Consider the following 19,750-nt stretch of genomic DNA (forward strand, 5'->3'; position numbering starts at 1 on the left):
CGGCTTTTTTTAATATTTGTGTTTTTTTTTATTTTCTACTGCAAGCTAATAAGGTATTCTTCAATAACATCGCGATAGTCATAGGACCTACACCACCTGGCACAGGAGTAATAAAATTAGCTTTTTTGCTAACACTTTCAAAGTGTACATCTCCGGCAAGTCTAAAACCACTTTTCTTTGAGGCATCGTCAACTCTAGTAATTCCAACATCAATAATAGTAACTCCTTCTTTTACCATGTCTCCTGTTAAGAATTCAGCTATACCAAGAGCTGCAACAATAATATCAGCTTCTTGAGTAATTTCTTTTAGGTTTTTTGTTCTACTATGAGTTAGAGTAACTGTAGCATCCCCAGCAGTTCTTTTTTGACTTAAAAGTATACTCATAGGTCGTCCTACAATATGACTTCTTCCAATAACCACAACGTTTTTTCCAGAAGTTTCAACTTTGTATCTTTCTAATAATTCCATGATTCCATAAGGAGTAGCTGGTAAGAAAGTAGGTAGTTCTAGTGCCATTTTTCCAACATTGGTTGGGTGAAATCCATCAACATCTTTATCAGGATCAATAGCCATTAGAACTTTATGTTCGTCTATATGCTTTGGAAGTGGTAATTGAACTATAAATCCGTCTATTTCAGGATTGTTGTTTAAATCAGCGATAACACTTAATACTTTTTCTTCAGTAGTTTCTTCAGGTAATTCGATCAAAGTAGATTCAAATCCAACTAAATTACATGCCTTTACTTTGGCACCTACATAGGTCATACTAGCACCATCAGTACCAACTAAAACAGCTGCTAAATGTGGTGTTTTTTTACCGTTGTTTTTTATCTCAACTACTGCTTCAGCAATTTCCGCTTTAATATCTGCAGAAGTTTGTTTTCCGTCTAAAATTGTCATGGTACAAATTTTTGTTTCTTTATAAAATGGTTTAGCGCATTCCTTGCATCATCTGCATCATTTTGCGGCCACCACCACCTTGCATCATTTTCATCATTTTACTCATTTGATTGAATTGCTTCATCAACTGATTTACCTCTTGAATGCTTGTTCCAGAACCTTTTGCGATTCTTTTTTTACGACTAGCATTGATTGATTTAGGGTCTGTTCTTTCTCCTGGGGTCATAGAATGAATAATTGCCTCGATACCTTTAAAAGCATCGTCATCAATATCAACATCTTTCATTGCTTTTCCTGCTCCAGGAATCATTCCCATTAAATCTTTAACGTTACCCATTTTTTTAATCTGTTGGATCTGTGCTAAGAAATCGTCAAATCCAAATTGATCTTTGGCAATTTTTTTCTGGATTTTTCGAGCTTCTTCTTCATCATATTGCTCTTGGGCTCTTTCAACCAAAGAAACAACATCTCCCATTCCAAGAATTCTATCGGCCATACGATCTGGATGGAAAACATCAATAGCTTCCATTTTTTCACCAGTACCAATAAATTTAATTGGTTTGTTTACAACAGATTTAATAGATAAAGCAGCTCCACCGCGTGTATCACCGTCTAATTTTGTTAGAATTACTCCATCAAAATTTAATAAATCATTAAAGGCTTTCGCTGTGTTAACAGCATCTTGACCCGTCATTGAATCAACCACAAATAAGGTTTCTTGTGGACTAACCGCCTTATGGATGTTAGAGATTTCGGTCATCATCTCTTGGTCAACGGCTAAACGACCAGCGGTATCAATTATTACAGTGTTTTTACCTGTAGCTTTGGCATGCTTGATAGCGTTAAGAGATATCTCTACAGGATTGTTATTCCCAACTTCTGCATATACTTCAACGCCAATTTGTTCACCAACAACCTGCAATTGGTTTATTGCGGCCGGACGATAAACATCACATCCTACAAGTAATACTTGTTTCGATTTTTTTGATTTTAAATAGTTTGCTAATTTACCTGAAAAGGTAGTTTTACCTGACCCTTGCAATCCAGACATTAAAATTACAGTAGGATTTCCAGCTAAATTTACACCAACAGTTTCACCTCCCATCAACTCTGTTAACTCGTCTTTCACAAGTTTTACTAAAAGCTGGCTAGGGTTTAAGGTAGTCAATACATCTTGTCCAATAGCTTTTTCTTTTACTCTAGAAGTAAAATCTTTAGCAATTTTGTAGTTAACATCTGCAGTGATCAAAGCCTTACGAACTTCTTTCAGGGTTTCTGCAACATTTACTTCAGTAATTTTACCATGACCCTTTAAAACATGTAGAGCCTTGTCTAATTTTTCGCTTAAATTTTGAAACATACTATTAAATATAGATTTTTAAAGCGACAAAGATACTAGAAACTCGAAGTCTATCAAAGAGTACAGTAAAAATAATTTATGCTAATTTCTAGTAGCTAAAACCGTTCTCTTATAAACATAAGATCTATCATTTATACGAGAATATACATAATAAGTATTGCAGCTCATACATTTATAAAGAGATGTGTAAGGAAGCATTTTCAATTTCAAAGGCCTTTTTGTTTTGTACCTTGTGTTTGATCCGCAAGAAGGACAATCTTTTCCCATTTTTTAATACATTAGGCTTTGGTATTCATTGTGATCTTAAAACTAGGTCTTTTATTCAAAAAAGATTTGTTAAGAGCAACAATATAAATAAAGGTAGCGTAGCAATTTGCACACTTATATCTGTAGGAACCCGGGATTAATTTCATCCATAGGTTTCTATTAATTCTAATTCGGTTACTTGAAGAATTACAGTTTGGACATGATTTACTCATGATTGTTTTAGGTTTTCAAGAGGGGTATGTGGTTATACTATATTGAAATGTAAAATTAGTTTAATTTTTTTCATTTTCAAAATCTATTGATAACGAGTTGACACAATATCTTAAACCGGTGTTCGTCGGGCCATCTTCAAAAACATGTCCTAAGTGTCCATCACAGGTACTACAAACAATTTCTGTTCTAGTTCTGCTTAATGAGGTGTCTTTTAAATAATTTATTTTATTAGGCAAAGCCTTGTCAAAAGAAGGCCAACCGCAATGGGCATCAAATTTAGAATTAGATTCAAATAAAGGAGTACCACAGCCTTTACAGGTATATCTCCCTTTTTCAAAGTGTAGATTAAATTTTCCAGTATGAGGGCGTTCTGTACCTTTTTCACGAAGAATGTAATACTCATTTTCATTCAATTGCTCTTTCCATTCTTTTTCAGATTTCGTAATTTTTTTCATCAAATTATTTTTTAGGTTCAAAAGTTAAAGAAACGGAATTTATACAATATCTTAAACCAGTAGTTTTGGGTCCGTCGTTAAAAACATGTCCAAGATGTCCATCACAAACGGCACAAACCACTTCAGTTCTTTTCATGCCATGACTGTTGTCAGAAATTTCTGAGACATTTTTATTTATAAATCTATCAAAAGAGGGCCAACCACTGTAGGAATTATATTTGTTTTTGGAGTCAAACAAAGCAGTTTTACAACCTTTACAATAGTAAATACCGGGTTCATAAAATTTATTATACTTTCCAGAAGAAGGAGCTTCAGTACCTTTTTCTCGTAAAACATAATATTCCATTTCAGACAATTGCTGTTTCCATTCTTTATCCGTTTTTATTATTTTTTGTTGAGAAACTACATTTAGAGTTGTAAGTAGGGTTAGGAGTACTATAGATATTAGGTATTTCATATGATGAACATTTTCAATATAGACGAGATAATTTTAGGAGACTTACAGTCGTGTTTAATTATCTATATTCTATATTTGCATATCAAAGTTAAAAAAATATTATGAAGTTTTACTGTTCTCTTTTGTCTTTTGTTTTAATCGTGGTAAGTTGTTCAACTGTTCCAATTACAGGAAGGAAAAGACTTAATTTTGTTTCTGACGAAGAAGTTTTACCAATGAGTTTTGCTCAGTACAAAACGTTCTTAGAAGAAAATACTTTATCAAAGAATAAAGAACAATCTGAGGAGATTTCAGAAGTAGGGCAAAGAATATCAATTGCCGTTACAAAATTCATGAGAGAAAATCACATGAGTAAGGAGGCAGATAGCTATGAATGGGAGTTTAACTTAGTACAAGATGAAACAATGAATGCTTGGTGTATGCCAGGGGGAAAAGTTGTTTTTTATACAGGGATTTTACCAATAGCTAAAAATACGGATGGTATTGCAGCGATTATGGGACATGAAGTAGCACATGCCTTTGCTAAGCATGGTCAAGAAAGAATGTCTTCGCAACAGATTCAGCAAATGGGTGCTGTAGCAGTGGCTGCTGGAAGTTCAGGACAAGAGACTCAGGATCAAATGATGTGGAATATGGCCTATGGTTTAGGTTCGCAACTTGGAATGCTTAAATTTAGCCGTCAGCATGAAACAGAAGCAGACAAATTAGGAATGGTTTTTATGATCATGGCAGGATATAATCCAAAGGAGGCAGTGAATGTTTGGAAGCGCATGAAAGAAGTTGGATCTAGTAGTACTCCTGAATTTATGAGTACACACCCATCGAATGACACACGAATTAAAGAATTACAAGCGTTTATTCCAGAAGCTAAAAGTTTGGCTGCCAAATACAAATAATCAATTCATCTTTTTGGTGTTGATATAATAGTTCTGATCTATTGCGAATGTGTTTATTTTGTAGTTGAACTTGGTTTTTTTCCATTCCAATGCTGGTTTGATAACATGTTGTACATTATTTATATAAATACGGATTGGTAATTTTAAATCCGGTACACAATTTGTCCAACGGTATTTTACATATTTTTTTCCGAGTTTGTATTCTAAGGTTGGTATTTGTGTAGTTCTTAAATATTGGTTGAAGATGGAAGAAAAGTCTGTTTTTGTAAAATCAGTGATATAAGCTTCGATTTGCTCTGTTGTTACAGTTTTATGATAAAATTGATGATTCAATCCTCTTAAAAGAAGTCGCCAAGTACCTTCGTTTCCTATCACATATCGTATAGTATGTAACATATTTGCTCCCTTATAATACATGTCTTCAGAACCTCTTTGGTTTACTCCATAAGGACCGATAATAGGTTTGTCATTTTTTATGTTTTTTCGAATGCCTTGAACATATTCATTTCCTGCCTTAAGTCCATAAAAATAATCTAGATACATCACTTCAGAATAATTAGTAAAAGATTCGTGGATCCACATATCAGCAATATCTTTGTTGGTGATGTTATTTCCAAACCATTCATGACCCGATTCATGAATGATAATAAAATCAAATTTTTGTCCCCAACCAGAACCACTTAAATCAGTACCTCGGTATCCATTTTCATAATTGTTTCCGTAACTCACCGCGCTTTGATGTTCCATCCCTAAATAAGGAACTTCCACAATTTTGTATCCGTCTTCATAAAAAGGATAAGGACCAAACCAGAATTCAAAGGCTTGTAGCATTTTATCTACTTGTTGGAATTGTTTTTTCGCTTTATAGAAATTTTGTTTTAACACATAGTAGTCGCAATATAAGTCACCTGCTTCACCTTGATGTGTGTTAGAAAAGGAGACATAATTTCCTATCGACATTTGAACTCCATAATTGTTTATTGGGTTGATAACTTTCCAATGGTAACTTTTTGTTTTTTTGATACTATCGAAATTGGTTTCTACAAGCCTACCATTTCCAACTGCAACTAAATGTTGAGGAACAGTATAAGAAAGTTCCATTCCTAAATCCGGTTCATCGGAAAGATGATCTTTACAAGGCCACCATAAACTAGCACCATCACCTTGGCAGGCTGTGGCAATAAAATCAAAACCATTGCTGTCCTTTGCCCAAGTAAAACCTCCTTCCCAAGGTGCTTTTGTCGTTTCTTTAGGAGTTCCATGGAATTTAATCTTAACAGTCTCTACGGAATCAAGGTTTTGTTTTTTTGTGAATTCGATCCAATAAACGGCTCCTTCTTTTTTAAATTTTAGCGATTGACCATCTTGTAATATTTCTGTGATCAACATGGGGTCTTGAAGATCAATTTGCATGATTTTCGCCTCTTTGATTACTTTGTATGTGATGGTATTTTGACCAGCGATAGATTTATGAGAGAGATCAACATCTATTTCTAAATTATATTTTTGCAGATCCCACCAACTTCTATTTTCGTTTAAACTACCACGCAGACTGTCTTGTTTTGTGTGAAATTCTTTTTGTCCAAATGAGATAAATGTTAGGAATAGCAGGGGAATTACTACAATATATTTCATGCAATTTGATTTGGTTAATACGTAAATATAATAAAAAGCGATTTAGATATGATTTTCTTTTTGGAGCTATTATTTTTTTAAAACTATAAATGAACCATTGATAGTAATAGTAGAGGTTTATGGAAGAAATCGATAACAAAAAAAAGTCCTGATTTAAGATCAGGACTTTTTTATTTTTAGTTTTGTTTTCTTTTGGTAAAAGAAGTAAGGAGAACGATTCCCATAACCAACATGGCAATTCTAAATATATAATCGCCTTGTTCCGTATAGTAAGTGGTTTTTGAATTAGTCTTAATAGAGCCTTTTATCGCTCCCTTAGATCCATACGCTATACTTTGCATAATATCTCCCTTTTGATTGATGAGGGCGGATACTCCTGTATTTGCTGATCTAGCAATGCTTCTTCTGTTTTCAATAGCCCTTAGTCTAGCTAAGCTTAAGTGTTGCTTGTGTCCTTGACTAGTACTCCACCAACCATCGTTGGTAATGATTGCTAAAAAGTTGGCACCCAATTTAACATAGTCTGTAACATATTCTCCGTATACGGATTCATAACAAATCACCGGAGCTAAGGTGTTTTTATTAAAAGTGAAAACCTGTCTTACTTTTTGTGTCGTTAAAGTAGAAACAGAACCACCTAAATCAATCATATACCCACCTAATAGCGGTGAAATAATATTTCGATAAGGTATGTGTTCTACACCAACTACTAATTTTGATTTATGGTAAAACTCAAATTCTTTTTTCGCTCTAAGAAAAATAGAGGAGTTGTAACTGTTATACCAGTTTTTACTATTCCTAAAATAATTGGCCGTGGCATTAGGCTTTTGGTTTGAATCAAAACTATCATAAAAGGTAATTCCTGATAAAAAAGCTACATTACGATTTGAAAGTACAAAACTATTTAATTTATAATATTCTTTCGTTCTTTTGAATTTATTGAGTTGTACAGGTTTTGATAGGGTTGTTTCTGGCGCTATTACAAAGTAATTATTAGAATCAAGTTTTGTTTGGGTTAAGTCAATTAAATCTTGAGCCATACCATAATTGGTAGTTTTGTATTTCTCTGTATAAGGATCAATATTAGGTTGTAGTACTATAACATTTACACTTTCCTCAGATTCCTTAAAAGTATCGTAGAGGTAAAGTGATGAAAAAATACCGATAATTATAACCGAGATAGGTAGTAAGCTAGTCTTAATTAACAGTCTGTAGTTTTTGTGTTTTTGAAAATCGATTGCCGCATAGAAAAATAAAATATTGACAATCCAAATCCAAAGCGTACCTCCAAAGGTTCCTGTATATTCATACCATTGAATCCATTTATAGTATTCTGAAAATCCATTTCCTAAATTGAGCCAAGGCCATGATAGTTCCCAATTTAAATGGAATTTCTCAAAACCAATCCATAAACACACTAACATCCATAGACTAAGTTTTTGTGAGATTTTTTTTGCAATGATGTGATACAAAAGAAAAATAATACTCATCAAAAAGGCATTTGCAAAAACAGCAAAATACATTCCAAATGGAGTTGCGTAATACAGCCACCACGTAGTAATTGCATTGAAAATTAAAAAGCTAACATAGGATAATCCAAGAATTTTTAAATTAGATTTTTTAGTTCCATTATCTCTTAAGCTTTTTTCAGCAATAAGCAGTGGAACAAATGCAATGAATAAAAATAAAGGGAAACCATACGTTGGCCAGGAGATGGCAAAAAGTAAACCTGACAATATCGCCAGTACTAATTTTTTCATGCTATTTATTTTGTTTTCTAGGTTTCATAAAGTCGAAATCTACTTTAATAGAAAATGTATTGGAGTACAATGCGTTTCCTGTATTTGCAATGTTTGATAGTGCATAGTCCACTTGGATCCCATGATAACTGAAACCAAGTCCTATATTGGGTTGGAAACTAAGAGAAGTACTGTCGTCAAATTCATTGACATTTTGGAAATTTCCAACACCTAGTCTTAAAAATACTAATTTCTGATAATCCAATTGAAAACCTAAGGACGGATCTATACTAAGGGATTCATTAGAAATAATATCATTAGTTTGAGCAAATCTTGTATGGAAATTTACTTCTGTCAATAATTTAAAGTCTTTGTTTTTTAAATCAAAATTTCTAGCAATTCCTAAATGTACTTTAGGAATTGTTAATTCCGTAGTTGTAGGTAATTCATCATTTTGTCCGGGAATAGCATTTTTAATATCCTCAAAGCCCTCTGAATCTATGGTCCATGTATTCACCGTTGTTGTAATATCACGCACCATTAAACCAAACTGCCATTTTTCTAAACGGTATTGCGCACCTGCATCAATTCCAAAACCCCATGATGATGCGAATTCACCAATCGTTCTACGAATAATTTTTGCGTTTAATCCAATACTTAATCCTTTCACAGATTTAATCTCCTTGGCAATTCCAAATGTAAAGGCATAATCAGCGGCAGAAAAAAGACTTACTCTATTGAAATCGATATTTCCGTTGTTATCAATTAATTGTGTAGTATTCAGTATATCATCCACACCAAAACGAATTACGGAAAAAGCTAGAACAAGGCCATCATTTTCTTTTGGAGCTAAGGCCACAGCAGCGTAATCATAATTTGCAATTCCAGCAAAATGAGAGGTATGCATTAAAGCACCTTGACTTACTTTTATTTTTGAAAGACCTGCTGGGTTCCAGTAAATGGAATTTACATCAGAGCTGGTAGCGGTTACAGATTTACTCATCCCTAAAGCAGCTGCATCCACACCAATGTTTAAAAATTCATTAGAATATTTACGAGCTGTTTGCCCAACTATTGAGTTTGTAAAGGCAAAAATGAATAAAATGAAAGTTAATTTTTTCAAATGATTGTAATCTTTTTATCATGGTTACCCCATGTTATTGCAAATATATTGTATTTATGTTCAGTATTTAAATCAATGTAGCTAATCCTTTAAATAATTCAATATTTTTCTCTCAAACCATTGGTCGTTTCTTTTTCTAAAAGATTTCACAAATCCAATATGCCCACCTTTGTCAGTTAGTTCTAAATGCAAATAATCACTGGCTTTTGCTATTTCTATTGGAAAACATGATGCCGATAAAAAAGGATCATTCTTTGCTGTTAATAAATAACTAGAGACTTTAATGTCTTTTAAAAAAGGCTTGCAGCTCGATTTCTCCCAGTAATCTTCCGCATTTTTAAATCCAAATGAGGGAGCGGTAAATAAGGAATCAAAATCTGCAAAATTTTGCGCCTTTTTTAATGTGTCAATGTCCAATTTTTTATCAGGGTATAATGCCGCCTTTTGCAATGCTTTTGATACTAACGTTTTTAAAAAGCGTTTCATATAAATAAAATTACTTTTTTTTGCCAATACTATAGAAGCACCTTTTAAATCACAAGGAGCAGAAATAGAGATCACTTTATTAACAAGAGCGTTCAAATTATTTTTTTGTTCTCCTGCGTATTTTAAAACAACATTGCCTCCTAAACTAAAACCGAGTAATGAAATATTTTGATAGTCATAGTGGGTAGCTAAATGGTTTAAAACATAATGCAAATCTCCTGTTTCACCAGTGTGATAGGCTTTGAATTTATTGTTTAATTGACCACTACATCCTCTTAAATTAATAACGATTACATCATAATTATGATTATTCAAAAAAGAAGTTGTGGTCAAGACATATTTTGACTCAGAGCTTCCTTCTAAACCATGAATTACAAGTACAGCCTGCTTTGAGTTACAGGTAGCGAAGTCTAGATCTAAAAAATCACCATCAGGTGTTTCTATTCTTTTTCTATTAAAGCTAGCCGAAGGGTTTGTACACAACGTTCGGTACATGGTACTGAAATGACTATTGGTAAACGGAAATGAGGCTTTAAAGGAAGTATTAATTAGCGGCATAGACTGAATGTTAATACAAAGATACTAGAGAATATTGAGAGATTAGATGAAAGAGACATGTAATTTTATAGGTTGAGAAACTTTAAAATTTTAAGATTATGATTTTATGAGGGATTGTCTATTTTTACAAAAAAATAAATAAATGAATATAAAAAAACATATTCCCAATACAATTACGCTTTTAAATCTGTTATCAGGGATTATTGCTGTTTTTTATGCAATATTTGGAGCTCTAGAATTAGCAGGAGTATTCGTAATCATAGGGATCGTATTTGATTTTTTTGATGGGTTTGCCGCTAGGGTTCTTAATGTACAAGGGGAGTTAGGAAAGCAATTAGATTCATTAGCGGACATGGTAACCTCTGGTTTGGTACCTGGAATCGTTTTATTTCAATTAATTTTAAGAGCCACAACAAATGCCCCTATTGAAACCTTGCTTCAAAGTGAAGGTTTTGAGTTTTTACCATTTATAGGTTTGTTAGTTCCTCTGGCATCTGCATATAGGTTAGCAAAGTTTAACATTGATACACGACAAAGTTCATCTTTTATTGGGCTACCGACCCCTGCAAATACTTTACTGATTGTTTCCTTGCCTTGGATTTTAGCTTACAGCAATATTGAAATTTTTACGGAATTATTAGAAAATGCATATGTATTGGTAGCGATATCAATTTTATGTTCGTATTTGCTAAATGCAGAAATTCCATTGTTTGCTCTGAAATTTCAAAATTTTTCATGGAAGGACAATAACTATAAATTTGTGTTTTTAGGAGTTTCAATGTTGATGTTAATTGGATTAAAATTTATTGCGATTCCGTTGATTATTTTACTGTACGTAATTATTTCTGTTTGGAATAATAGAAAATAAATTCAAAACATTAGATCATAAAAAAGGCGATTCCATTGTATTGAAATCGCCTTTTTTATGATGTTTATGAAAAGTAATTATTCTTTAGGGAAAGATTTTTTTACAAATTTTGTTAGGATAACGATATGTACTCCGTTGATTCTACCTTCAATATGTTCTGCATTATCGTGCGTTAATGATATATTACGTACCGCAGTACCTCGCTTTGCCGTAAAATTTCCACCACCTTTTACATCTAAATCCTGCGTAAGGGTAATAGTATCCCCATTGCTAAGCAAAGCTCCGTTGCAATCTTTATGAATTATTTTTTCATCTTCGCTTAAGCCTTCTCCTGTTGCGGCAGCATATTTTAAAATATCTTCTTCTAGATACATCATATCTAATAAATCTTGCGGCCATCCTTCGTTTTTTAAACGATTTAACATGCGCCAAGCGATCACTTTAACGCTATCAAATTCACTCCACATACTATCATTTAAACAACGCCAATGATTAGGGTCTGTGCTATCAGGGTTTTCAATTTGTTCTATACAAGTTGTACAGGCTAAAATATTTTCATCAATACCTCCTGTGTTCATTGGTTTTATTTGATAAGCAGCCAAGTTTTTTGTGGAACCACAAAGTTCACAGGTTTTTCCACTTCTTGATTCTAATTCGGATAGTATACTCATGAGTTTATTGATGTTTTTTAGAGACACAAACTTACACTAATCTTTCAGATTGAGGTATGATTTATAAATTAAAATTCTACCGATAGCGTGGTTATAACTAGTACAAAAATTAGTAAAACAAAAACTAATGGCATAATGAATCTTAGCCATTTATCGTAACCAACATTAACGATAGCTAGAGAAGCTAAAATTAAACCTGTTGGATTGATAAAGGCAAATAAGCCCATGCCATATAAATAACAATTGACAATTATTTCTCTTCCAAAACCTACACTATCAGCTAAAGGTGCCATAATTGGCATTGTTAAAACCGCCATTCCGGATGAGGATGGTATAAAAAAGGACAAGGCTCCATAGATAAAAACTAATAGATTAGCGAATAGACTTTGAGGCATATTTGAAGTAAGCTCACTGGCATAATAAAGTATGGTATTACTGATCATAGCATCCTCCATAACAATAGAAATTCCTCTTGCAATACCAATAATGAATGCGACTCCTAAAAGTTCACTTGCACCTTTTACAAAAGTTGAAACGAATATTTTTTCATTTATCTTTCCTAGGAAACCGATCAGTATCGCTCCAGAAAAAAAGACAGTGGTCATTTCTAAAAACCACCATTCTAATTGAGAAACTCCATAGATCATTATGATAAAACAACTAATAAAAACTAATAGTATGGATCTTAAACGAAAATTCAATTCTTTTTTATGAATTCTCATAAATTGATTTTCGATTTCTTGTTTTTGATCGTAAATCAGTGAGGATTCTGGTGATTTTTGAACTTTTTTGCCATATCGAATAATATAGATGACACATATTGCGGTTGCTAAAACTAGAAATAGTAGGCGTAACTCAATTCCAGTCGTCCAACTGATACCAGCTGTATCTGAGGCAATGATGGTACTAAATGGATTTGTGGTAGAAAACATGGTTCCTATACTAGACCCAATATAAATACAAGCTAAGGCAACCATCGTGTCATATTGAGCAGCTAAAAATATGGGAATCAAAATAGGATAAAAAGCGATGGTTTCTTCGGCCAAGCCAAAAGTAGTTCCCCCAATGGCAATTGTAGTAGTCGTGAAGATAATTAACAAGTATTCTTTTCCTTCTAAAGTATCTCCAAGCCAAGATATTCCGGCATCAAAAGCACCAGTATAATTCATAATTCCAATCAATCCTCCTAAAATGAGAACTAAAAATATTATATCAGATGCAGCTATGATTCCTTTGATAGGGGCTTTTAATAGAGCAGTTACATTTTGAGGTTTTGATTCCAGTTGTCGGTAAGTATTTGGAATGGTAATGGGTTTCCAAATGGCACCTGATGTGAATTTTTCTAAGGGAATTACAATTTGCAAAGAATCTAAAGATTGTTCATTTGCTTTTATTTTTTTATCCGTTTCTTGAGCATGAATGATAAAGGTAGTGTCTTCAGAATCGAAAGCTAAGGTATCATAGGATCCTGCAGGAATGAACCAAGTAAGCCCAACAACAAAGGCACAAATGAGCAGCAAAAAAGTAGGAGCGGAGGGAATGCTAATTTTTTTCATTTTAAAAACTCCATTTGAATCTCCAATAAATTCCGTTACCAACATTTTGAAATGAACTGGTGGAAAATTCTTGCCAGAAAAACTGACCAATTACATCCAAGTCTAGATTATTCATGATGCTAAAAGTAGTGGTAGGTGCAATTGATAAACTATTTACACCAAAACTATATACTGTCATCAAAGAGCCTGTAAAAATAGGACTAAACATATAGGATGCGGTTCCCATGATGTTGTGTTTTGCAGGCATTAAATATTCTGCATTGGGAACTTCAAACACATCGTTCACAGCGTCAGAAACTAAGTTGGTACCTGAAGAGTTAAATAAATAACTGGTCATTAAATAAGTTCCATTTTTTAAGGAATAATCTAGGCTGGTAGAAAAGGAGGTATTGGTTGCCTCTTCATTATTTTCATAAGGTTTAAACACGGTTAATTCCCCTTTAAATCCAATACTTTTGATGCTTCCTGCCCACCCAGTTCCTACAGAAATTTTTTCTTGAAATTTACCTGCTAAAAATTGAAAGTCATAATTCATGGTATTGAATTTATACATTGCTGAGAAGATATCTGTCTTCCAGTCTCCCGTAAATTTATAGGCAAAATCTATGCTAGACATATAAGTAGGGAAATAAGAAAATCTCACAGCGTCTGCACCTTCACGCTCTTCATAATCAAAATCATAGATGTTATAACTGTTGAAAACATCATTCGGATTCCAAGTAGTATTTATGCCCCAGTTGATGCGTTGTCTACCAAGTCTTAATTGTGTTTTTTCACTAGAATATTGATAATAGGCTCTGTCAATAATGGTACTCATAACAATATTACTATTTCCAATAATTAAAAATTCAAAAGGAAGAACGCCGTTGTATTCGTTGATTAGTTTTCCGTAATTAGGTATGGATGATACAGAGGCTCCGTAAAAAATACGATTTCTTAATTCCGTTACAATTCTATGTCCTTGGCCAAGATCATATGCAAAATTCAAACGGTTGTGAATAAGATTGTCAACTGCCAAATCAGATTCTGCTACAAATCCAAGAGTCTGCATATACTTTAGATATCCCCTAAAAGATAAATTCTCTTTGAATGCACTTTTTTCTTGAGCGAGACAGGTGTATGAGCTGCATATTAAAATGAGTAAGCAAAAGCGTTTAACGTTGTTCATCATTTACAATTTTTCCATCATCTAAATAAATAACTCTTTTGGCTCTATCAATAACTCTTTGATCATGTGTAGAGAACACAAAAGTCATATTTTCTTCTTCATTTAACCTGGCCATTAAATCCAAAAGATCTTTAGTAGAGGTACTGTCTAAGTTAGCTGTAGGTTCATCTGCTAAAATATAGGCCGGTTTTGCAGCCAAAGCTCTCACAACAGCCACTCTTTGCTGTTGTCCGCCAGAAAGTTCACCTGGTTTGCTGTCTTCTTTTCCTTCTAAGCCAACTTCTTTTAATAATTTATAAACTCTTTCTTTTCTCTCTTCTTTAGGGATGTCTTGTAAAAGCATAATAAACTCGGCATTTTCATAGGCAGATAAAACAGGAATTAAATTATAAGCTTGAAAAACAAAACCTATATTTTTTTGACGGAAGTTTGTCATTTCTGATTTGTTCAGTTCAGCGATATCTTGATTGTTTAGAATAATATTTCCAGAATTTGGACTATCCAAACCGCCAATCATATTGAGTAAAGTTGTTTTTCCTGAACCAGAGGGACCAACCAATGCTGTAAATTCACCTTCATTGATTTGAATAGATACATCGTTTAAGGCATGTACAGCGATATCACCTTCACCGAATATTTTATGAACCTTGATTGTTTCAATTACTTTTTTCATAATTCTTGTATTAAATAGACCTGATGGCTTCTATAGGATTTAGTTTCGTTGCAATTCTACTCGGATAAAATCCACCAATAAACGTTGCAAAAAGAATGTATAGTGTATAGATTATGTAGTACTGTGGTGCAATTTCAAAATAGACCATAGGATCATAGCCAAACGACTCCAAACCTTGTCCAAAACCGGATAAATCAAAGCCTTTATTTCCAAAATATTGCATGGTTAGAAAGCCTAATAAAATTCCAATAGGGCCTCCCACAATACCGTATACTAGTGATTCAAAAACAATCATCAAGCGAATGTTCCATTTTTTCATACCCACGGCCATTAGAATTCCCAGTTCTTTTTTTCTCTCTAAAATAGACATGGTGAGTGTATTGATAATTCCAAACAGCAAGGCTGCAATAATTATGGACATCAAGATGTACATGGTAGAATCCATCATTTCTACACCATAGGCAATCTCAGGAAAACGAGTTTTCCAACTTTCAATTAAACTTTCAGAATGTTTTTGTTGAAGGTTCTGTGTAATTTGAGCCGCCTGTGTTTCGTATTTTGTTTTGATAATAATTTCATGGGTTGGCACGGATCCAATAATTTTTTGAATCGTGTTTTTGGGAACGAATACTGTAGTTGCATCAAAGGCTTCATTTCCTGCATTAAATATGCCACAAACTTTAAAGTTTTTTGAAACTTGTATGGTATTAGGATCTGTAAAATTCAATTGAATTTTTGAGTTCATCCTTAGGTGTAATTCTTCTGCTAGTTTTTTACCAACCAATATAGGGTAGGTATTGTTAGATTCTAAAAAAGTACCTTCTAACAATCTTGTTTCTAAATTTAAAACCTGTTGTTCGGCTTTGGCATCAACCCCAAGTAGTTTCACTCCCATCTGGCCGTGTGGACTTAATGCATAGGCTTCTGTTTTAAATCTGGAGGAATAGGAATGAATGTCAGGATTGCTATCCAAGGTTTGAATTAGGTTTTCAATATTTTCAATAGTGTTTGTAATATCTCCATCTACATCATAGGTGGTAGAGTGTATTTGGATATCACCGATTTCTAAATGAATCATTTTATCAACCCGCTGGTTTACTAAGCCTGTAGAAAAGCCCATCAAGAAAATGGAACTCCATATTCCTAAAGCTATAGAAAGAATGACAATTGAAGTACGCAAAGGGTTTCTCCAACAATTTCTCCAAGCAATTTTTATAATGGTTTTCATAATTTACTGTTTCATGGATTCAATTGCGTTGATTTTTATCAACTTAAAAATAATATAGGTAGAAGCAACTCCTGCAATGGCCAATACAGCAAAGGAATTTGCTAAAAATACCTCTAAAAACATTCCTGTTCCCACATAAGGTTCAAAACCTTGATCAATAATAGCTTTGGCAGCTTCACCGCCTAATTCTATTGGGTTGTTATTTAAATAATATAAGAAAGGCATGGCTATCAAGTTACCAAAGAGCACACCAATACTGGCTAGTAAAAATAACTCTGTCATGGTGATAAATATCAAACTACTCCTTCCTGTTCCGATAGCTGAAAGCACACCGAATTCAAATTTTCTTTCGTTATATAACATCACAATGGTTCCAAAAATTCCAAAACCAACAATCATATAAAGTATACCAGAAATGATTAATCCAGAATTAGCATCTAATTCTAATCCTTGTTTTAATCCAGGTAATACTTCCATCCATGTTCTAAGTTTTAACAAGGGATCGGTTAGTTCATTTTGAATTTTTTCAGCAACGATAGGAAGGTTATTACTGTTCTCTAAATCTATCAGTACATGGGTAAATCTATTTTCTGCCACATGCATATACTGAGCCTCTTTTATGGGCATAAAAACCATATTAGAAAAATCCCCCACAGAAAAACTTAAAAAACCTTTGATTGGATATAATCCGGCAGCCGTATACCCTTGATAACCTTGGCCCATCAAAACTAAAGTGTCACCAACAGTAACTTTATAATAATCTGCCATTCTTTCTGTGATTAATATCGCTTTATCATCAGGTGAGAGTAGGGCACCTTTTTTTAGTTTTCTGTCTAACTTTAGTAATTTATTATCGGTTAATGGATTGATTCCGTTTAAAGCGGCAAATCTAGATTTTAGTCCAGTTGAGACCAAAGCTCCCGATTGAAACTTCGTATAAACACCACTAACACCATCAATTTCTCTTATTTTTTTTAAATCAATTTGGTCAGAGGTAAGTGTGTTGTCAATTATTTTTTCATCAACATAGCTACTGTCAGTTATTTGAAGGTATCCAACACTTCCGGAAACAGTGTTTTTGATGTTAAAATCATAGGTCCAGAATTGCATTTGACGTAAGAAAAGAACAAAAAATAGCGAAGCGGCAATAGAAGAGATCGTCAGAAAAGCTCTTTTTCTATTTCGCCAAATATTTCGCCAAGCGAGCATGATAAATGTAAACCTCATATTATGCTTTTATTTTGGTCATATATTGAGTAGTAAAATAATGAGAAGGAATTTTTACATCAAATTCAATCGATTCATATTCCATCAATGTCTTTTGGTTAGGTTTGTCTGCAGGGAAAAATTCCATTTTACTAGGAATTATTTCTCCTCCCATATTTTTGATGTCAGAGGCTAGCATTGTGTTTACTAGCTCCATGTCTTCATCAAAAGATTCCTGCTTCATTACATTATAATTTTCCTTTTCAATCCAAAGTTCAATTTTCCCCCAGATTACATCGGCATTTTCATGCGGAATTAGCTTAATGCGGTAACAGTCTTTTTCTGAAATAGTTTCTGTACCTAGCAGCGTGTGATCAAAATCTTTTGAAAGTGAGGTTTTCTTTACCAAATCATCATTACTCAAGTCCGTTCCCATCCAACTCTGATTCATCATTGAAGGAGGCATTTTTATATTACGTTCAATAGAAGGAAGATAATACCAAATTTCTCTGTTTCGTTTTAAGTAGGTTGTTCCTTTGTCACGTACAGGTTCCATAATATACATTAAACTAAGATCCTCACCCTGTGTCCATGATTTCATTCTCATTTCACGTGTGTATCTTGCTCGGATAGTGGTTATTTTCATTTCTGAAATAGAGCTTTTACCTCTTAATTTATTCTCAGCTTTGTATATAATTTTTTCTATCTCTGTAGTAGTTTGAGCAGTGATTGAGAAGAAAGAAAAAGCAATCAAACAAAATGTTAGAATGGAAGTAGAAAAAGGATTTTTCATCATGAGAAAAAAGAATTAATAAGTTTAAAAGTAATAATTTAATAAGGGACTAACAATTTATTAATTGTCTAAAATTTTATGTACCTGTTTGCTTAAACTGTGTTTTATACCCGGAGAAAGACTTTCAGTATATTGGTCTTGTGTCCAAAGTTTAATTTCACTTTTTAGCTCTGGGAATTTATCTACAGTACTCAAAATAAATTTCATTGCTGTAATTCTAGTAGAGGGAATCAGTTTTATGTTCTCCCAGATGTTTAAACAGATATCAAAAAGTTTTCCTTCTTGTTCTTCTTCAAGTTCCATTTTTAATAAAATAATTATGGTTTGTCTTTGATGTCCTTCTTTTAAGGTTGGGAGTTGTTCTATCAAGCGATCTATAAAACCAAAAATTCTTGAATCATTGTGAGACATCGCATGACCGATGAGCCAAGATGCTTTCCAAGCGTCAGGAGTATTTTTTAATGAAAGTTCAAGTAATGGTAAAAAGGCATTTGGATTGGATTTGATAAAACGCATCAATCCTTCTTTATTTTTTCTTGTCTCAAATAACTCTTTTAGATTTTCTTCTGTATACATAATATTAAAATATGAACGATGGGAAAAGGCGTTGAAATTTTTTAGTGACACTAGCTTTAAAAAATAAAATCTCTCGCGTTATGGGGTGCGTAAACTCTAAAGAGTAGGCATGTAAATACAAACCATTTCCTTTTGCCAGTTTTTCTGGATTACAATAAATGGAGTCGCCTAGAATAGGGTTTCCAATGGAAGAAAGGTGTTTTCTTATTTGATGTTTTCTACCAGTTGTTGGGTATAGTTTAACCAAATTCAGAAACTCATATTTTTCAGAAATTTCAGAAACTAAAATTTTAAATTTTGTGCTTGATGGTTTAGCATCTATCGGAGTGTTAATATGCCCTTCAGCATTCATTTTTCCTGTAGAGACGGCAAAATATGTTTTGTTTATTTTTTTTTCTTCAAATAATTTATTCAGTTTGATTACTGAACTACTCGTTTTTCCAATTAGTAAAATTCCACTTGTTGGATGGTCCAATCGATGAATAGGTTCTGGAGATACTAAGGCGTCTTGGTGACTACTTTTTTTTAAATGTGAGGACAATGCATTTTCTAAGGTCCATTTTTTATTACCACTGACAGTTATTCCAGCAGGTTTATTTACAAGTGCTAGATAGTCATCTTCAAAAATAACTTCTAGCTGGATGTCAATTTTTGGCTTGTTTTTTTTTGAACTAGATTCATATAGTTCTATAATTTCTCCACCGAGCAAGAAAGTTCCAGAATTAACACAATTACCATTGATTTTAACAAGTTTGTTTTTAAGCGCTTTTTTTACACCGCTTTTTGTTGGAATATGTTCAAACATACCAGGAGCTAAATCTTGTAGTCTTGTTTTTTTTTCTAACAATGGAACTTTGAAAGTTTCAATGATTTTCAAAGTTTTTTCAGGTGTATTCATAAGTCAAAGTTAATGAAAATGGA

Annotated in this window: 19 protein-coding genes; 2 read left to right on the top strand and 17 right to left on the bottom strand. The window is 33.2% G+C overall.

What is annotated here, in order from left to right; all coding sequences use genetic code 11:
* Nucleotides 1-28: 28 nt before the first annotated feature.
* The 4 genes from folD to msrB (AC2DZ0_RS02320) form a co-directional block, all read right to left on the bottom strand.
* Nucleotides 29-901, bottom strand: coding sequence for a bifunctional methylenetetrahydrofolate dehydrogenase/methenyltetrahydrofolate cyclohydrolase FolD (gene folD, locus AC2DZ0_RS02305; RefSeq protein ID WP_484643413.1), 873 nt, complete (start codon nucleotides 899-901; stop codon nucleotides 29-31).
* A gap of 31 nt (nucleotides 902-932) precedes the next feature.
* The gene (ffh, locus tag AC2DZ0_RS02310) at nucleotides 933-2,261 is read right to left on the bottom strand and encodes a signal recognition particle protein (RefSeq protein ID WP_484491419.1); all 1,329 of its coding nucleotides are present in this window, start codon (nucleotides 2,259-2,261) and stop codon (nucleotides 933-935) included.
* Between the two features lie 539 nt (nucleotides 2,262-2,800).
* A complete protein-coding gene (gene msrB / locus AC2DZ0_RS02315; RefSeq protein ID WP_484643415.1) occupies nucleotides 2,801-3,196 on the bottom strand; it encodes a peptide-methionine (R)-S-oxide reductase MsrB in 396 nt (131 codons plus the stop codon).
* Nucleotides 3,197-3,200: 4 nt separating this feature from the next.
* The gene (gene msrB, locus AC2DZ0_RS02320; RefSeq protein ID WP_484643416.1) at nucleotides 3,201-3,653 is read right to left on the bottom strand and encodes a peptide-methionine (R)-S-oxide reductase MsrB; all 453 of its coding nucleotides are present in this window, start codon (nucleotides 3,651-3,653) and stop codon (nucleotides 3,201-3,203) included.
* Between the two features lie 101 nt (nucleotides 3,654-3,754).
* On the opposite strand from msrB (AC2DZ0_RS02320), the gene AC2DZ0_RS02325 reads away from it, so the two are divergent.
* Nucleotides 3,755-4,549 carry a M48 family metallopeptidase gene (locus AC2DZ0_RS02325; RefSeq protein ID WP_484643418.1) on the top strand — a complete coding sequence of 265 codons (795 nt, stop codon included), beginning with the start codon at nucleotides 3,755-3,757 and terminating at the stop codon, nucleotides 4,547-4,549.
* Here AC2DZ0_RS02325 and AC2DZ0_RS02330 read toward each other — a convergent pair whose 3' ends face one another.
* The 4 genes from AC2DZ0_RS02330 to AC2DZ0_RS02345 all read right to left on the bottom strand — a co-directional run bounded on the left by AC2DZ0_RS02330 (nucleotide 4,550) and on the right by AC2DZ0_RS02345 (nucleotide 10,090).
* The gene (locus AC2DZ0_RS02330; RefSeq protein WP_484643420.1) at nucleotides 4,550-6,184 is read right to left on the bottom strand and encodes a M1 family metallopeptidase; all 1,635 of its coding nucleotides are present in this window, start codon (nucleotides 6,182-6,184) and stop codon (nucleotides 4,550-4,552) included.
* Nucleotides 6,185-6,360: 176 nt separating this feature from the next.
* Nucleotides 6,361-7,944: an apolipoprotein N-acyltransferase gene (gene lnt / locus AC2DZ0_RS02335; protein WP_484643421.1), complete on the bottom strand. Its 1,584-nt coding sequence runs from the start codon at nucleotides 7,942-7,944 to the stop codon at nucleotides 6,361-6,363.
* 1 nt (nucleotide 7,945) lies between these two features.
* Nucleotides 7,946-9,046, bottom strand: a complete 1,101-nt coding sequence (locus tag AC2DZ0_RS02340; RefSeq protein WP_484643423.1) for a putative type IX sorting system protein PorV2 — start codon at nucleotides 9,044-9,046, stop codon at nucleotides 7,946-7,948.
* An 81-nt stretch (nucleotides 9,047-9,127) separates the two neighbouring features.
* Entirely contained in the window at nucleotides 9,128-10,090 is a 963-nt protein-coding gene (locus tag AC2DZ0_RS02345; RefSeq protein ID WP_484643424.1) for a YheT family hydrolase, read from the bottom strand.
* Nucleotides 10,091-10,238: 148 nt separating this feature from the next.
* Here AC2DZ0_RS02345 and AC2DZ0_RS02350 point away from each other — a divergent pair, with 148 nt between their 5' ends.
* Nucleotides 10,239-10,958 carry a CDP-alcohol phosphatidyltransferase family protein gene (locus AC2DZ0_RS02350; RefSeq protein WP_484644819.1) on the top strand — a complete coding sequence of 240 codons (720 nt, stop codon included), beginning with the start codon at nucleotides 10,239-10,241 and terminating at the stop codon, nucleotides 10,956-10,958.
* Nucleotides 10,959-11,035: 77 nt separating this feature from the next.
* Here AC2DZ0_RS02350 and AC2DZ0_RS02355 read toward each other — a convergent pair whose 3' ends face one another.
* From AC2DZ0_RS02355 to AC2DZ0_RS02395, 9 genes are all read right to left on the bottom strand, one after another.
* Complete coding sequence (locus tag AC2DZ0_RS02355; RefSeq protein WP_484643426.1) at nucleotides 11,036-11,629, bottom strand: PhnA domain-containing protein; 594 nt, start codon at nucleotides 11,627-11,629, stop codon at nucleotides 11,036-11,038.
* Between the two features lie 68 nt (nucleotides 11,630-11,697).
* Complete coding sequence (locus tag AC2DZ0_RS02360) at nucleotides 11,698-13,185, bottom strand: YfcC family protein (protein WP_484643427.1); 1,488 nt, start codon at nucleotides 13,183-13,185, stop codon at nucleotides 11,698-11,700.
* A gap of 1 nt (nucleotide 13,186) precedes the next feature.
* Nucleotides 13,187-14,236: a hypothetical protein gene (locus AC2DZ0_RS02365; RefSeq protein ID WP_484643429.1), complete on the bottom strand. Its 1,050-nt coding sequence runs from the start codon at nucleotides 14,234-14,236 to the stop codon at nucleotides 13,187-13,189.
* 103 nt (nucleotides 14,237-14,339) lie between these two features.
* Entirely contained in the window at nucleotides 14,340-15,026 is a 687-nt protein-coding gene (locus AC2DZ0_RS02370; RefSeq protein WP_484491430.1) for an ABC transporter ATP-binding protein, read from the bottom strand.
* Nucleotides 15,027-15,036: 10 nt separating this feature from the next.
* Nucleotides 15,037-16,254: an ABC transporter permease gene (locus AC2DZ0_RS02375; RefSeq protein WP_484643430.1), complete on the bottom strand. Its 1,218-nt coding sequence runs from the start codon at nucleotides 16,252-16,254 to the stop codon at nucleotides 15,037-15,039.
* A 3-nt stretch (nucleotides 16,255-16,257) separates the two neighbouring features.
* Nucleotides 16,258-17,481 (bottom strand): ABC transporter permease, encoded by a 1,224-nt coding sequence (locus AC2DZ0_RS02380; protein WP_484643431.1) that lies wholly within the window; start codon nucleotides 17,479-17,481, stop codon nucleotides 16,258-16,260.
* Between the two features lies 1 nt (nucleotide 17,482).
* On the bottom strand, nucleotides 17,483-18,256 hold the full coding sequence (locus AC2DZ0_RS02385) for an outer membrane lipoprotein-sorting protein (protein WP_484643432.1): 774 nt from the start codon (nucleotides 18,254-18,256) through the stop codon (nucleotides 17,483-17,485).
* Between the two features lie 57 nt (nucleotides 18,257-18,313).
* Nucleotides 18,314-18,829 carry a hypothetical protein gene (locus AC2DZ0_RS02390; protein ID WP_484643434.1) on the bottom strand — a complete coding sequence of 172 codons (516 nt, stop codon included), beginning with the start codon at nucleotides 18,827-18,829 and terminating at the stop codon, nucleotides 18,314-18,316.
* Between the two features lie 4 nt (nucleotides 18,830-18,833).
* Nucleotides 18,834-19,727: an RluA family pseudouridine synthase gene (locus AC2DZ0_RS02395; RefSeq protein WP_484643436.1), complete on the bottom strand. Its 894-nt coding sequence runs from the start codon at nucleotides 19,725-19,727 to the stop codon at nucleotides 18,834-18,836.
* Nucleotides 19,728-19,750: the final 23 nt, after the last annotated feature.

This window comes from Flavicella sp. IMCC45668, from assembly GCF_057219105.1.